The sequence below is a fragment of the Methylorubrum populi genome (assembly GCA_036946625.1).
Lineage (GTDB): Bacteria > Pseudomonadota > Alphaproteobacteria > Rhizobiales > Beijerinckiaceae > Methylobacterium > Methylobacterium populi_C.
On sequence record JAQIIU010000001.1, the window covers coordinates 222,245 to 237,234 of the forward strand.

A 14,990-nucleotide genomic window follows, 5' to 3' on the forward strand; every position below is an offset into this window, starting at 1 on the left:
CCGTCGGGCGGACGGGGCATGCCCGGACGGTGGGGACGGGCGGCGATGCGGCATCGCGGCACGCCTGCGTTTCCGGAAGCGATCGGACATAGAACAGAAACAGTGACCCTGCGGTATCCGCCGGCTCCCTCCGTGCCGCGGCTCCGGCAGGCTCGGCCGACATCCACCGGAGACCCATGGGACTCGTCCAGTACGCCCTCAAGTTCCGCATCACGACCTACGTCCTCGCCGTGCTGATGATGCTGGGCGGGGTGGGCGCGATCGTCGTGACCCCGAAGGACGTGCTGCCCGCGGTCGACATCCCGGTCGTCGTCGTGGTCTGGACCTATACGGGCCTGTCCGCGCCGGAGATGGAGAAGCGGATCACGACCTATTCCGAGTTCGGGATCTCCAACAACGTCAACAGCATCGCCCGGATGGAATCGACGAGCCTCCAGGGCACGTCGGTGATGAAGATCTATTTCGACCCCACCGTCAGCATCGATCTCGCCATCGCTCAGGTCGTCTCCTCGACGAACTCGATCCGCGCGCTGATGCCGCCGGGCGTGCAGCCGCCGGTGATCGTGCGCTTCTCCGCCTCCTCGGTGCCGGTGATCCAGCTCGCGCTGACCTCGGCCAAGGACAGCCTCAACAAGGTCTACGACTACGCGCAGTACCGCATCCGCCAGCGCCTGACCCAGGTGCCGGGCTCGACCCTGCCCTCCCCCTTCGGCGGCGCCCCGCGACAGGTGATGGTCGATCTCGACCTGCACGCGCTCCAGGCACTCGGGCTCACCCCGCTCGAAGTCACCAACGCGGTGACCTCGCAGAACCTGACGATCCCCTCCGGCCTCGCCAAGATCGGCGAGCAGCAATACCCGGTGCAGATGAACGCGACACCGGACGCGATCGCGGCCTTGAACGAGATCCCGATCAAGCTGGTCAACGGCCAGCCGGTGCTGGTGCGCGACGTGGCCTATGTCCGCGACGGCGGCCCGCCGCAGGTCAACGTGGTGCGTGCCGACGGGCAGGCCTCGGTGCTGATGCGGGTGTTGAAGAACGGCACCGCCTCGACGCTCGACGTCGTCAACAACGTCAAGGCGGCGTTGCCCGACATCCGCGCGGCGGCCCCCGAGGGCATGGAGATCAAGCCGCTCTTCGACCAGTCGGTGTTCGTGTCGAACGCGATCGAGGGCGTGTGGCACGAGGCCGTCATCGCCGCCTGCCTCACGGGGCTCACCATCCTCCTCTTCCTCGGCTCGTGGCGCTCGACGCTGATCGTGCTCGTATCGATTCCCTTGTGCCTCATGACCTCGCTGGCGCTGCTCGCCGCCCTCGGCCACACCATCAACGTGATGACCTTGGGCGGGCTGGCGCTCGCGGTCGGCATCCTCGTCGACGACGTGACGGTGGCGATCGAGAACACCTACCGCCTGTTCGAGGAGGGCAAGCCGTTCCGCAACGCCGTGGTCGAGGGCGCGGCCGGCATCGCCAAGCCGGCGCTGATCTCGACGCTCTCGATCTGCGCCGCCTTCGTCTCGGTCTTCGCGCTGACCGACACCCCAAAATACCTGTTCACGCCGCAGGCGCTCGCGGTCGTGTTCGCGATGCTGACCTCCTATCTGCTCACCCGCACCCTGGTGCCGGTGCTGATCGACGTGCTGGTGGCCCGCGAATACCTCCGGCACCACGGCGGCGACGGGGAGGCGCCGCGCCGGGGCCGGATCGAGCGGGCGCTCGGCTGGCTGCTCTCTCCGGTGTTCCGGCTGGCCGGCACCTTCCGCCGGGGCTTCGAGGCGCGGTTCGAGCGGTTCCATCGCGGCTATGTCGGGCTGCTGCACGCGGTCCTGCGCCATCCCGTCGTCACGGTGACGGTCGTCGGCCTGCTGTTTGCCGGCACCGGCGGCCTGTTCGTCTTCACGGGGCAGGACTACTTCCCGCAGGTCGAATCGAGCCAGATGACGCTGCACCTGCGCACCCGCCCCGGCATGCGCATCGAGACCGCCGAGCAGGTCTTCGCGCAAGTCGAGACCGTGGTGCGGGAAGTGATCCCCGAGAGCGAGATCGACCAGATCCTCGATAACATCGGCATCCCGTCGAACAACTACAACTTCGCCTTCTCCGACGGGTCGTTCGTCTCCTACAACGACGGGCAGATGCTGATCGATTTGAAGGACGAGCACGGCTCCATCGCCGAGTACCAGAGACGCCTGCGCGAGACCCTGCGGGAGCGCTTCCCCGACATGGTCGTCTACTTCCAGCCCTCCGACATCATCACGCAGATCCTCAATTTCGGAGTCATCGCGCAGATCGACGTGCAGGTCTCGGGGCGCAACACGGTCAAGGATCTGGAGGTCGCCCGGCGCATCGAGGCGCGGCTGAAGGAGACCGCCGGCCTCGTCGACGTGCACCTGCACCAGATCGTCGATCAGCCGCAGTTCTTCGTCGATGTGGACCGGCGGCTCGCCTCCGAACTCGGCCTGACCCAGAACCAAGTGGCGCAAAGCCTCAACGTGTCGCTGTCGGGCTCCTTCCAGGTCAACCCGAACTTCTGGACCGATCCGAAGACCGGCATCCCCTACCAGCTCTGGGTCCAGACGCCGGAATACCGCAACGACTCGCTCACCGCGCTGCAGAACACCCCGCTCTTCGCCCGCGCCAACGCCGCCAACGGGCCCGGCGCTCTGACGCTTCTGTCCAGCATCAGCACCATCACCCGCCAGCCGACGCAGACGGTGATCAACCACGTCAACACCCAGCCGACCTTCAACGTCTACGCGGCGGTGCAGGATCGCGACCTCGGCGCGGTCGCCCGCGACATCGACCGGATCGTCCAGGAAGAGCAGAAGGCCCTGCCGGCCCCCGACAGGATCAGCGTGCGCGGGCAGATCGAGAACATGCGCGCCGCCTTCTTCCGGCTGGAGGTCGGCCTCGGCATCGCTCTGATCGCGGTCTACCTGCTGATGGCGGTGAACTATCAGAGCTGGGGCGATCCCTTCGTGGTGCTGGCCGCGCTTCCCGTCGCCTTCTGCGGCATCGTCGCCAGCCTGTTCATCACCGGCACCGCCTTCTCGATCCCCTCGCTGTTCGGGGCGATCATGTCGGTGGGCATCGCGTCGGCCAACTCGATCCTGCTCGTCACCTTCGCGCGTGAACACCGCGAGGCCACGGGCTGCTCGGCCCGTGAGGCGGCCATTGCCGCCGGCGAGACCCGGCTGCGGCCGGTGCTGATGACGGCGAGCGCGATGTTCCTGGGGCTGGTGCCCATGGCGCTCGGCACCGGCGAGGGCGGCGAGCAGAACGCGGCCCTGGCGCGGGCGGTGATGGGCGGCATCGCGCTCGGCACGCCCTCGACGCTGCTGTTCGTGCCCTTCCTCTACAGCCTGCTGCGGCGGGGCGAGGCCAAGCCGCTCGAGGATTATGTATGATGCGCGCGGGCATCGAGAGAGAAGGATCGTTTCGTGAGCCAGCCTGACCGGACAGGGGACGACAAGAAAGTCCCGCCGCCGCCGGGCAAAGGCGGCTTCGTGCTGGCCGGGCTGGTCGCCCTCGGCCTGCTCGCCTACGGCGGCTACGGCCACTGGCAGCGGGCGGCCCGGGCCGAGGCGACGCAGCGCAAGCAGATCGAGTTCGTGCCCAAGGTCCGCACCGAGGAGGCCAAACGCCTCGACGGACCGGTCGAGCTGACCCTGCCGGGCCAGACCGAACCCTTCGCCACGGCACGGATCTATGCGCGCGCCACCGGCTACGTCGCCGAGCGCCACGTCGATATCGGCTCGCGGGTGAAGAAGGGCGACGTGCTCCTGCGCATCGCCGCGCCCGACCTCGACCAGCAATTGGCGCAAGCGGAAGCGCAGCTCGGCCAGTTGGAGGCGCAGCTCCTGCGGGCCGAGGCCATGGTGGACCAGGCGAAGGCCAACGTGAACCTCGCCCAGGTCACCAACGCGCGCACCTCGACGCTCGCCGGCCAGGGCTGGGCCTCGAAGCAGAACGCCGACACCACCCAGGCCGGCGTGCTCTCGCAGGCCGCCAACCTCGCCTCGGCCGAGGCCGACGTGAAGGTGGCGCAGGCCAACATCAAGGCGCAGCAGGCCACCGTCGGCCGCCTCAGGGCCCTGACCGGCTTCGAGATCGTCGCCGCGCCCTTCGACGGCGTGATCACCACCCGCAACGTCGATGTCGGCGACCTCGTCCAGGCGGATGCGGGTTCCGGCTCGCCGCTCCTGTCGATGGACCGGGACGACGTGCTGCGCATCTCGGTCAACGTGCCGCAGAACGCGGCGGTCGGCGTGCAGCCCGGCATCGCGGCCCGGATCAAGGTGCCGCAGATGCCCGACCGCAGCTTCTCCGGCGCGGTCGAGCGCAGCTCGGTCGCCCTGCTCGCCTCCTCGCGCACGCTGGTCACGCAGGTCGACGTGCCGAACCCCGACCGGACCCTGCGGCCGGGCCTGTTCGTCTACGTGACGCTGGCGATTCCCCGCACCGGCGGCGCGACGGTGGCGGTGCCGGCCGAAGCCCTGGTGTTCAACCAGTCCGGCACCCGCGTCGCCGTCGCCCGCGAGGAAGACCGCGTGACCTGGGCCGAGGTCCACGTCGCCCGCGACAAGGGCACGGTGGTGGAGGTGGACAGGGGGCTCTCGGGCGGCGAGCGCCTCGTGCTGAGCCCACCCGCGGATCTCAAGGACGGCGGCCGCATCGCCCCGCAGCCGCCGAAATCCGACAAGCCGATGCAGGCCGCGCAGCGGTAGAAACTTTCGCGCAGCCGCTCTCCCGCTGTCATGGCGAGGCTTCGGCCGATCCTGCCGGCGAAGAGGTTCCGGATGGGGCGAGTGCCTGATCCGGCGTCGGAGCGCTCTGGCTGGACGCCGACCGATGGTCGACTTCCTCTCGTCCGGCGGGCGCCCGCCGCCCACGCCTTCGCGCGGGCAACCGGCGATGCGCCGGGATCGGCGCCGGGTGGTATCAGGAGCCCGGCGCGCCCCGGCAATGTGTCGGATCGGACGGGAACCCTGCGGGACGCGAATGGCGCCGCTGCCATGGTCCCGCCATGGGCCGTCCCCGGTTCCGTCACGGAAAGGGTCGGTTTCCGCGAAGACTTCGTCAACCAAGAGCCGCTATTCTGCATCAAGTTTTACGGAACCCGGATCGGGGCCGGGTCTTGATGGACAAGCTCGGCCGCAACACCGCCGGTCGGCACCAGCAATCGGGAATGTGTTCCGTGAGTTTCACCGTCAGCGCCGGCACCGATTCACGCGTCTGTTCCTGGCAGCACGGCTCGATGATGAGTGCCCTGGAGCAGGGCCTCTCGCTGATGACGGCAGGGATGAGCGACGTGCGCATCGTCGATTCCGAAGGCCGCAGCCACAGCCCCGCCGCCCTCTACCAGCGCATGTTCGGACAGCGGCCGGCGGAAGAGGCCGCGCAGCCCCGCGCCCGCGCGGCCTGATCCGGCGCGCCATCACCGGAGTCGCGACGATCAACCCCGGAGCACCTCCGGCTTCGTGGCAGGATCGATACCGGGTGGCGACGAGATCGCACAATCACGGCCCCGAACAGGCCCGGCTCGACGGGATCGCCGATCCGGACGGACGTCGCGGTGACCGGCCTCGTCCTGCCGGACCAGGGGGCGCCGCATATCGAGCTGCTGTGCTGCCGCGGCGCCTTCGACCGCTCGGCACCCCCGCCCGGCCTCACCGATGCGGCGGCGACCCGCCTCGTCCTGGCGATGCGCGGCCGGGCCGCGCTGGACGCCGCCTGTTCAGCTCCCCTCTCCCGCTTCAGGGGAGCGGGATGCGCCTACCCCCGGATCGCCGCCGCATCCGGCGCCACGACCGCGAACAGGTCGCTCAGCGCCGCGAGGCTCGCGGCCTGGAGCGCGGCGGCCGGGACGGTGGCGCCGTCCGGCCCCGGCAGGGCGCGGGTGGCGGTGGCGGAGGCCACGACCGTCGGGCGGAAGCCGAGGTTGAAGGCGCCCCGCGCGGTCGAGTTCACGCACATATGCGTCATGAAGCCCGCCAGGATCACGTCCTTGACGCCGGCCGCTTCCAGCCGCGCCTGAAGGTCGGTGCCGACGAAGGAACTCGGATAGGTCTTGGTGACGACCGCCTCGCCCTCTCGCGGGGCGACCTCGTCGCTGATCTGGCCGATGGCCGCCGTGAGGTCGTAGGGTGAGCCCGGCCCGGCGTCGTGGCGCACGTGGAAGACCGGGATGCCCGCGTCCCGCGCCCGCTCCAGCAGGGTCTTGGCCTCGCGGATCGCCGGCTCGACGCCGTCGAGCCGCATCACGCCCTCGCGGTAGGTGTTCTGCAGGTCGATCAGCACAAGCGCCGAGCCGGCGAGGGCGGCGGGCTCCGGCGGCAGGCCGGACAGGCTGCGCAGGGTCTTGAGGTCGGTCATGGCTCTGGCCTTCTCGTGGGACGCGGTTCCGGGCGGGATGTGAGCCGAGCGGGGCTGCCCGCGCAACCTGCCGATCCGTCCAACGGAATCGGGACGGTCGATCCTGCCTCTCCTCGAACCGGTCCGGTCGATTCCTCCGGCTCCGCCGTCATCGCGAGCGTCGGCGAGGCGATCCGGCGGCGCGACCTGTCCGGAGAGGGCAGCCCGCACCGTCATTCTTGTCGCCATCGTCCGGCACGGGCCTCGCACGCCTCCAGCGGCAGGGTCGTCTCGCCGCCTTCCTCCTGCACCCGGACATGGCTCGGGCGCGGCTGCTTCGGTGGGCAGAGAAAGGCCCTTGAACGAGGGGGTCATCTCATACCGTTTCCGATCGATCGCTTCGGGTTTCGCCCCCCCTCCGTCATCGCGAGCGGCCGCGAAGGGATCCAGGGCGCGACAGGTCCGAAAAGGGCGCGCCCTGGATCGCCACGGCTTCGCCTCGCGATGACGCAGGAGAGGCCGAACTCATCAACCGGATATCGTATCACACGCCCTCCGGCCGCTCGCCCTGCGGCGAGCGATGCCCGTGCGCCGGACGGGTCCGCAGGTAGCCCTTGAAGCGCAGGTACTCGGCGACGATCGCGCAGATCGCCCGGTCCAGCGGCAGGTTCTCGACCGCGCAGTGCTCGTCGAGCGCCGCCACGACCTCCGGCGGGAAGGTCGGGATGCCGGCGAGTTTCGGTTCGGTCGAGGTGTCGCTCACGCTTTCGACGCTCCTCGCTCTCCGGTTGCATGGCCGCCCCGGCCGGCGGCACGCCCGGCCCGTCCGGGTCGCCGGGGCGGGTCGCGCCCAGGCGCCGCAGCAGCGCCGCGCGGGTCTGCACTGCCGGGGATGCGGCCCGAAGCGCGCGGGTGTCGGCGAGGAGGCACCGGACATCCCACGAACGATTCCCGCGCCCGCCCTCCCCCCGGGCTCGCCTCGAACAGCCGCGTCGGCGCCCGTTCGAACAGGCTCACGAGAAGGCCGAGCCGCTCGGTCTCGTCCGCCATCGTCGTCTCCGCTTCGGCCGGCGCGGTGCAGGCCCGGAGGTGAATGCCGGGAGCGCGGCCCGCGGTTCCCGGACTGCGCACACTCGCGACTTCGTGTAAGCTGGGTCGGGAACTCTCGCAGCGCCCGTCGGGATGTCCGTTCGTCCTCCATCCGTCGAGCCGCTTTTGCCTCCCTCATCGATCCTTCCCCTCGCCTGGCCCCGAGCGGCATCTCGCGGGGAGCCGGGCGATGCGGCGGGGGCGCAGGACAGGGGGGAGGATCGCCACGGCGGCTTTCCCACCGGGGCGATCGCGCGGCTGCACCGCGCCGGGCTGCTCGCGGCACCGCTGCCCGAACCGCTCGGCGGCCGCGGCCTGTGCGAGCCCGGCCGGGTGGACACGCTGCGGGCGCTGCTCACGCGGATCGGCCGCGACGACCTCGCGGTGGGTCGGCTCTACGAGGGCCACGTCAACGCCCTCGCCCTGGTCCTGCGCTACGCCGACGCCGCCACCGCCGAGCGGCTCGCCCGCGACGCCGGCGAGGGCCACCTGTTCGGCGTCTGGAACACCGAGCCGGCCGAGGGCGGCCTCGTCCTCGACCCCGCGGGCACGCTCCACGGCGCGAAGAGCCGCGCCTCGGGGGCCGGGTTCGTCACCCGTCCGCTGGTGACGGCGCGGCTTGCCGACGGGCGCCGCCTGATGCTGGTGATGCGGCTCGAACCCGGCGAGCGGGCCGACCTGTCGGATTGGCGCGCCCACGGCATGCGGGCCTCCGCCACCGGCACGGTCGACTTCTCCGGGCTCTGCGCCGCGGACGGGGCGGTGATCGGCGCGGCGGGCGATTACGGGCGCCAGCCCTTCTTCTTCGCCGGGGCGTGGCGCTTCCTGGCGGTCCAGCTCGGCGGCATCGAGGCGGTGGTCGAGACCCACCGCGCCCATCTCGCCGCGATGGGCCGGGGCGACGATCCGCACCAGCAGGCCCGGTTCGGGCGGGCGATGGTCGCGCTGGAGACGAGCCGCCCGCTCGTCGCCCGCGCGGCCCGGCTCGCCGCGGCGGAGGACGCGGCCCCGGAGCGGATCATCGCCTACGTCAACCTCGTCCGCGCCGCGGTCGAGGGGGCGGGCCTCGACGTGATCGCGCTGGCCCAGCGCTCGATCGGGCTGGCCGGCTTCCTCGAAACGCATCCGCTGGAGCGGCAGATGCGCGACCTCGCCACCTATCTGCGCCAGCCCGCCCCGGACGCCGCCCTGACGGGCATGGCGGCGCACGTGCTGGCGGCGGCCGAGCCGTTGCATGCGCTCTGGCCCGAGGAGGCCGCGTCGCAACCGGATTCCCTGCCGCGGCCGGCGGAGGTGGTCGGATGAGCGGGCGGCGGAGAGAGACGCTGCCGGAGCGCTACTTCGCGGAGATCTACGCCGCCGATCCCGATCCGTGGCGCTTCACCTCCAGCGCCTACGAGGCGGAGAAATACGCCGCCACGCTCGCGGCCCTGCCGCGGGCACAGTATGCGAGCGCTCTGGAGATCGGCTGCTCGATCGGCGTCTTCACCCGGGCGCTCGCCCCCCGCTGCACCGCGCTGACCGCCCTCGACATCGCCGAGGCGGCGCTCGCGGCGGCGCGGGACCGCTGCGCGGACCGTCCCCAGGTCGCGTTCGTCCGCGGCGCGGTGCCGGAGGTCTGGCCCGAGGGCCGGTTCGACCTCGTCGTGTTCGGCGAGATGCTCTATTTCCTCAGCCCTCCGGATCTGGCCCGGCTCGTCGCGCGGGTCGAGGCGAGCCTGGAGCCCGGCGGCGACTGCGTCCTCGTGCACTGGCTCGGCGAGACCGACTATCCCCTCTCCGGCGACGCGGCGGCGGAGGGCTTCATCGCCGGCACCGCCCCGTTCGCCCGCGTGCTGCACGGCGCGCGCACCGACGCCTACCGCCTCGACGTGCTGCGGCGGACCGGCGGCCGATGACGGCGCGTGCGCAAGAGGCCGTCCCGCGCCACCCGCTCTGGGTGCGCCTGACCCATTGGGTCAATGCCGGCGCGTTCCTGGCGCTTGCGGTCAGCGGCTGCGCGATCCTGCTCGCGCTGCCGCGCCTGTTCTGGGGCGAGACCGGGGCCAACGACGCGCCGGCCTGGCTCGTCCTGCCGCTGCCGGTGAACCTCGAACAGACCGGCTGGGGCCGCAGCCTGCACTTCCTCGCCGCCTGGATCTTCGTCCTCAACGGCGCGCTCTACGGGCTCGCCGCGCTGGCGAGCGGGCACCTCCTGCGCCGCCTCGCTCCCGACCGCGACCAGCTCCGCCCCCGCCGCATCGCGGGCGACATCCGCGCCCATCTGCGCCTCACCGGCTCGGGCGGGGCCGGAGCGGGCCGCTACAACGTCCTGCAGAAGCTCGCCTATCTCGCCGTGCTGCTCGTGCTGGGCCCGGTGACGCTGCTCTCGGGCCTCACCATGTCCCCCGGCGTCACGGCGGCCTGCCCCGAACTGTTCACCCTGTTCGGCGGCCGGCAATCGGCGCGCACGGTCCATTTCCTGTCGGCCGCCCTGTTCGTCGGCTTCCTCCTCGTCCACATCTGGCAGGTGCTCGCCAACGGTCCGTTCGACCTGATGCGCGGCATGATCACCGGGCATTCCGCGGCCCCGAAGGAGGAGAGGCGATGAGCGCCTTCACCCGCCGCCGGCTGATCCTCGGCTCCTCCGCCCTCGGCCTCGGCAGCGCGCTCGGGGCTTGCGAACTGATCGAGGGGGGCCCGCGCCGGCCGGGCCTCTACGGCTTGAGCGAGACCCTGACGCTCGCCACGCAGCGCTTCCTGCTGCGCGACCAGCCGCTGGTGCGGGAGTTCGGGCCGGAGGCGGTCTCGGCGGTGTTTCCCACCATCAACACCACCGATCCGGACGATCCCGCCTACCGCCGCTCGAAGGCGCGGGGGTTTTCGGACTGGCGCCTGCCGGTGAGCGGCCTCGTCGAGCGGCCGGCCGCCTTCTCCCTCGCCGAACTGAGGGCGATGCCGGCCCGCACGCAGGTGACGCTGCACGCCTGCGAGCAGGGCTGGTCGGCGATCGGCGGCTGGACCGGGGTGCCGCTCGCGCACGTGCTGGCCAGCGTCGGGCTCAAGCGCGAGGCGCGCTTCGTCGTGATCCGCGCGGTCGATGGCTGGTGGGACACCTACGACCTGTTCGACGCCCTGCATCCGCAGACGATCCTCGCCTACGGCATGAACGGCGGCGACCTCCCCGTTTCCCACGGCGCCCCGGTGCGCCTGCGGGTGGAGCGCCAGCTCGGCTACAAGTCGCTGAAATACCTCGCCGGCATCGAGGCGACCGACCGGGTCGACGGGCTCGGCCAGGGCCGCGGCAGCATGGTCTCGGAACTGGGCTTTTCGTGGTACGCCGGGATCTGAACCCCCCCTCTCCGTGCCGAGCCGTTGTCGGTCCGTCATCGCGAGCGTGGCGACCCATTCACCCGATCACCGGCGTGCACACCGCCCGGCCCTGCCCCGGCAGCGGCACCACCGCGACCTCGACGCCGTAGAGGAGCCGCAGGGTCTCCGGCGTCACCGTCTCCGCAGGCGGGCCGAGCGCGACGAGGCGGCCGCCGTGCAGCAGCGCCACCCGGTCGGCGCAGAGGAAGGCGTGGCCGGGATCGTGGGTGGAGAGCACCACGCTGATGCCGAGGCCGGAGAGCCGCCGCACCTGGGTCAGCACCCGGGCCTGGTTGCCGAAATCGAGGCTCGCGGTCGGCTCGTCCATCACCAGGAGCCGGGGCTCGCCCGCGAGCGCCCGGGCGATCAGGACGAGCTGGCGCTCGCCGCCGCTGATCTCGGTGTAGATCCGCTGGGCCAGATGGCCGATGCCCAAGGTGGCGAGCGCCCGCTCGACCGCCGCCCGGTCGGCCGGCCCGGGGCTCGCGAAGGCGGACAGCCGGCTGGCGCGGCCCATCAGCACCACGTCCCGCACGGCGAACGGGAAGAAGGCCGCGTGCGCCTGCGGCACGTAGGCGATCCGTTTCGCGATTTCGCGGCGCGGCCAATCGGTCAGGTCGGTGCCGTCGAGGAGGATGCGTCCGCCGAGCGGGCGCAGCAGCCCGAGCAGGGTCTTGAACAGGGTGGTCTTGCCGCCGCCGTTCGGCCCGAGCAGGCACAGCGCCTCGCCTTCCCCCACGGTCAGGCTGACCCCGGAGCCGACCGCGCGGGCACCGTAGCCGAAGGCGAGATCGCGGATCTCGAACATCAGGCCCAGCCCCGTCTGGCCGTCGCCAGCAGCCACAGGAAGAACGGCGCTCCGACGAGCGCGGTGAGGATGCCGAGCGGCACCTCGATGGGGGCGGCGGTGCGGGCCAGGAGATCGACCGCGGTGAGATAGCCGGCGCCGAGCAGCATCGAGGCCGGCAGCAGGCGCCGGAAATCCGGCCCGACCAGGAGGCGGGCGACGTGCGGCACGATCAGCCCGATCCAGCCGATCACCCCCGTCACCGAGACCGCGGCGGCGGTCACCAGAGTGGCGCCGGTCACCAGCACCGGGCGGACCACCCGCGTCTCGACACCGAGCGCCCGGGCCTCCTCGTCGCCGAGGCTCATCAGGTTGACGCGCCAGCGCAGCAGCACCAGCGGCGCGAGGCCGGCGAGCATCGCCGGCAGGATCGCGGCGACGTCGCCGGGCGTCACCGCGGCGAGGCTGCCGAGCAGCCAGAAGGTGATGGCGGGCAATTGATTGTAGGGGTCGGCGAGCACCTTCAGCAGCGCGATGCCGGCCCCGAGAAGCGCACCGACCGCCACGCCCGCGAGCACCAGCGTCAGCACCGGATCGTGCCGCCGCACCGCGAGCCCGACGGCGTAGACGGTGCCGACCGCGGCGAGACCGCCGACGAAGGCGAGCCCCTGGATCGCCGCCACCGGCAGCGAGAGCACGATCCCGAGCACGGCTCCCAGGCTTGCGCCCGCCGAAACGCCCAGGATGTCCGGCGAGACGAGGGGATTGCGAAACAGCCCCTGATAGGTCGCCCCCGCCGCCGCGAGCCCCGCCCCGACCACGAGCGCGCCGAGCACCCGCGGCAGGCGCACCTGCCAGACGACGGTCGCCGCGGTCGGATCGGTCGCGACGGGATGGCCGAAGAGCGGGGCGAGCACCTTGGCGGACAAAACCGAAAAGACGTCGGCGAGCGGCACGGGGTAGCGGCCGATGCCGAGGGAGACCAGCACGAGGAGGAGCAGCGCGGCCGGGCCCAGGGCCGCCAGCCCGAGGGCGCGCAGCCGCCGCGCCGGCCGGGCCGCCCCGGCCGGGCCCGCCGTCCCGCTCACCGGGCCGGCCCCGGCCCGGCGGCCTCGCGCAGGAGGCGGTCGAGCTGCTCCGGCTTGAGATCGACCCGGTAGAAGCGCCGGTAGAAGTCGCGCACCGCGTCACCCAGCGTCTGCGGGAATCGTTCGGGGAAGAACAGCCCGGCGAGCCAGCGCAGGCCGATCAGGCGGTTCACGCCCGGCGGCGCGTCGACCCAGCCGAAGGGCAGCGTCGGGATGGCGTGGACCCGGCCCTCGCGCACGGCCTTCAGCCCGCTCCAGAGCGGATCGGCCGCGGCCGTTTTCGGGAAATCGGGGTCGAGGGCGACGATCACGTCCGGGTTCCAGGCCAGCACCTGCTCGGGCGAGACGGCGGCGAGCCCCCCGGCGCCTTCCGCCGCCGCCACGTTGCGACCGCCCGCGGCCTCGACGATCTCGGTGTTGATCGAGCCGGAGAGCCCCGTCTCCAGGCCTCGCGGCCCGCGCCCGTAATAGACCCGCGGGCGCTTGTCCTCCGGCACCGCGGCGACGACCTCGGCCACCGCCTTCAGGATCCTTTCGGACTCGGTCGCGAGCATCTCGGCCTCGGTGTCGGCTCCGATCAGCGCGCCGAGGGTCCGATAGGTCTGCGGCGTGGCCGCGAAGCGTCCGTCGAGCAGCAGATAGGGGATGCCGGTCTGGGCCTGTACCCGGTCGGCGAGCGAGGCATAGGTCGCCCCCGTGCTGCCGACATCGACGATGAGGTCGGGCTTGAGGGCGAGCAGCGCCTCGACATTGGCGGTGTTGCCCCGCCCGGTCAGCCGCCCGTAGGCGGGCAGATCCCGGAGCTCGGGAGCCAGGAAGTCCCGCTCCTCCGGGCTCGGCGCCCGGGGCCAGCCGACCATCTTGCCGGGCGCCAGGGTGTAGAGCAGCACCGCGGCGGGCGGGCCGGCGGCGAGCACGCGGGTCACCCGCTCCGGCACCTCGACCCGGCGCCCGGCCGCATCGGTGACGGGCCGGGCGGCCGCGAGACAGGGATAGAGGCAGGCGAGCGCGAGAAGGCAGCGGAGCAGCGGCATCGGGGAAGGGCGTCTCCCGTGATAGCGCATCACCTATAGAGCATCGTCCCGAAAGGTGGTTGCCGGCTCGTCCGAGAAGACGATGCGACATCGAGCGCCTTTGCGCCGGAATGGCGCCGCGCCCGAACCGCGCCGGCGTCGCCCGGGTTGGTCCGGCACCGACATCCCCCGTGCCTATCCTTCGGAGAAAGCATGCCCGATCCGGTCGTCAGCCACCGCCACGTCGCCCTCGGCAGCCTGCGGCTGCACCTGGCCGAGGCGGGGCCGAGCGACGGGCCGCCCACCCTCCTGCTGCACGGCTTTCCCGAATTCTGGTTCGGCTGGCGGCATCAGATCGGGCCGCTCGCGGAGAGCGGCCTGCGCCTCCTCGTCCCCGGCCAGCGCGGCTACGGCCTCAGCGACCGGCCGAAGGGGCTTCCCGCCTACCATCTCGACCGGCTCGCCCACGACGTGATCGCCCTGGCCGATGCCTGCGGGGCGAAGCGCGTCCGCCTCGTCGGGCACGATTGGGGCGGGCTCGTCGCGTTCTGGACGGCGAGCTTCCACCCCGAGCGGGTCGAGCGGCTCGCCGTGCTCAACGCCTTCCATCCCGGCGTGTTCGGCGCCTATCTCCGGCACCATCCGGGGCAGGCGCTGCGCAGCGCCTATGCCGGCTTCTTCCAGCTCCCCCTGCTGCCCGAACGGCTGCTCACCGCCCGCGGCGGCCACCTCCTGCGGGAGCTGATGCGCCGCTCCAGCGCCTCCGACACCTTCGGCGAGGCCGACCTCGACGTCTACGCGCGGGAATGGCTGCGCCCCGGCGCGGTCACGGCGATGCTCGATTGGTATCGGGCGCTCGCCCGCCTGCCCCGCGCGCGCCACCCGCCGAAGGTCGCCGCGCCGACGCTGATCCTGTGGGGCGAGCGCGACCGGGCGCTCCAGCCGGGGCTGGCGCAGGCGAGCCTCGCCCTGTGCGAGCGCAGCCGCCTGCACCGGTTTCCCGAGGCGACCCACTGGGTGCAGCACGACGTGCCCGAGGCGGTCAACGCCGCACTGATCGCGTTCCTGCACGAATAGGAACCGGCGCCGGGCCAGAGGCCCCGGCGCCCGTTCGCATCCGGAAGCTCCCCGCGGTCGTGTCGGCGGCCGCTCATGCCGACGCCGCCACTCTCGCCGCTGCGCGAGCCGAATTCCATGCCGCCGCGCTGCGCGCCGTCGATGGCCGCGGGCTGAGCGGAGACCGAGGGCTCGTCAGCCACGCGGCGGCAGCCGGCACATCGGGCAAATCGTTGAGCCAAACAAGGTCGC

13 protein-coding genes are annotated in these 14,990 nt (G+C 72.1%); 8 read left to right on the forward strand and 5 right to left on the reverse strand.

Features of this window, described 5'->3' with window-relative positions; translation table 11 throughout:
- Positions 1-176: 176 nt before the first annotated feature.
- The 3 genes from PGN25_01075 to PGN25_01085 all read left to right on the forward strand — a co-directional run bounded on the left by PGN25_01075 (position 177) and on the right by PGN25_01085 (position 5,425).
- On the forward strand, positions 177-3,407 hold the full coding sequence (locus PGN25_01075; protein ID MEH3116241.1) for an efflux RND transporter permease subunit: 3,231 nt from the start codon (positions 177-179) through the stop codon (positions 3,405-3,407).
- Between the two features lie 33 nt (positions 3,408-3,440).
- On the forward strand, positions 3,441-4,727 hold the full coding sequence (locus PGN25_01080) for an efflux RND transporter periplasmic adaptor subunit (GenBank protein ID MEH3116242.1): 1,287 nt from the start codon (positions 3,441-3,443) through the stop codon (positions 4,725-4,727).
- A 470-nt stretch (positions 4,728-5,197) separates the two neighbouring features.
- Positions 5,198-5,425 (forward strand): hypothetical protein, encoded by a 228-nt coding sequence (locus PGN25_01085; GenBank protein ID MEH3116243.1) that lies wholly within the window; start codon positions 5,198-5,200, stop codon positions 5,423-5,425.
- Positions 5,426-5,775: 350 nt separating this feature from the next.
- On the opposite strand, the gene PGN25_01090 is transcribed toward PGN25_01085, so the two are convergent.
- The gene (locus PGN25_01090) at positions 5,776-6,375 is read right to left on the reverse strand and encodes a cysteine hydrolase family protein (protein ID MEH3116244.1); all 600 of its coding nucleotides are present in this window, start codon (positions 6,373-6,375) and stop codon (positions 5,776-5,778) included.
- Between the two features lie 523 nt (positions 6,376-6,898).
- Positions 6,899-7,117, reverse strand: a complete 219-nt coding sequence (locus PGN25_01095) for a hypothetical protein (protein ID MEH3116245.1) — start codon at positions 7,115-7,117, stop codon at positions 6,899-6,901.
- Between the two features lie 419 nt (positions 7,118-7,536).
- On the opposite strand from PGN25_01095, the gene PGN25_01100 reads away from it, so the two are divergent.
- Genes PGN25_01100 through PGN25_01115 form a run of 4 tightly spaced genes read left to right on the forward strand, consistent with a single transcriptional unit; the run spans position 7,537 to position 10,773 of the window.
- Positions 7,537-8,748 carry an acyl-CoA/acyl-ACP dehydrogenase gene (locus tag PGN25_01100; protein ID MEH3116246.1) on the forward strand — a complete coding sequence of 404 codons (1,212 nt, stop codon included), beginning with the start codon at positions 7,537-7,539 and terminating at the stop codon, positions 8,746-8,748.
- Entirely contained in the window at positions 8,745-9,341 is a 597-nt protein-coding gene (locus tag PGN25_01105) for an SAM-dependent methyltransferase (GenBank protein MEH3116247.1), read from the forward strand. Before PGN25_01100 ends, PGN25_01105 begins: the two co-directional genes overlap by 4 nt.
- Positions 9,338-10,033 carry a cytochrome b/b6 domain-containing protein gene (locus PGN25_01110; GenBank protein MEH3116248.1) on the forward strand — a complete coding sequence of 232 codons (696 nt, stop codon included), beginning with the start codon at positions 9,338-9,340 and terminating at the stop codon, positions 10,031-10,033. The genes PGN25_01105 and PGN25_01110 overlap by 4 nt, the downstream gene beginning before the upstream one ends.
- A complete protein-coding gene (locus PGN25_01115) occupies positions 10,030-10,773 on the forward strand; it encodes a molybdopterin-dependent oxidoreductase (GenBank protein ID MEH3116249.1) in 744 nt (247 codons plus the stop codon). The genes PGN25_01110 and PGN25_01115 overlap by 4 nt, the downstream gene beginning before the upstream one ends.
- A 58-nt stretch (positions 10,774-10,831) precedes the next feature.
- On the opposite strand, the gene PGN25_01120 is transcribed toward PGN25_01115, so the two are convergent.
- The 3 genes from PGN25_01120 to PGN25_01130 are packed head-to-tail and all read right to left on the reverse strand — an operon-like array spanning position 10,832 to position 13,703.
- On the reverse strand, positions 10,832-11,605 hold the full coding sequence (locus PGN25_01120) for an ABC transporter ATP-binding protein (protein ID MEH3116250.1): 774 nt from the start codon (positions 11,603-11,605) through the stop codon (positions 10,832-10,834).
- A complete protein-coding gene (locus PGN25_01125; protein ID MEH3116251.1) occupies positions 11,602-12,669 on the reverse strand; it encodes an iron ABC transporter permease in 1,068 nt (355 codons plus the stop codon). The genes PGN25_01120 and PGN25_01125 overlap by 4 nt, the downstream gene beginning before the upstream one ends.
- Positions 12,666-13,703: an iron ABC transporter substrate-binding protein gene (locus PGN25_01130; GenBank protein MEH3116252.1), complete on the reverse strand. Its 1,038-nt coding sequence runs from the start codon at positions 13,701-13,703 to the stop codon at positions 12,666-12,668. The genes PGN25_01125 and PGN25_01130 overlap by 4 nt, the downstream gene beginning before the upstream one ends.
- A 192-nt stretch (positions 13,704-13,895) precedes the next feature.
- On the opposite strand from PGN25_01130, the gene PGN25_01135 reads away from it, so the two are divergent.
- Complete coding sequence (locus PGN25_01135; GenBank protein MEH3116253.1) at positions 13,896-14,759, forward strand: alpha/beta fold hydrolase; 864 nt, start codon at positions 13,896-13,898, stop codon at positions 14,757-14,759.
- The last annotated feature ends 231 nt before the right edge of the window (positions 14,760-14,990 follow it).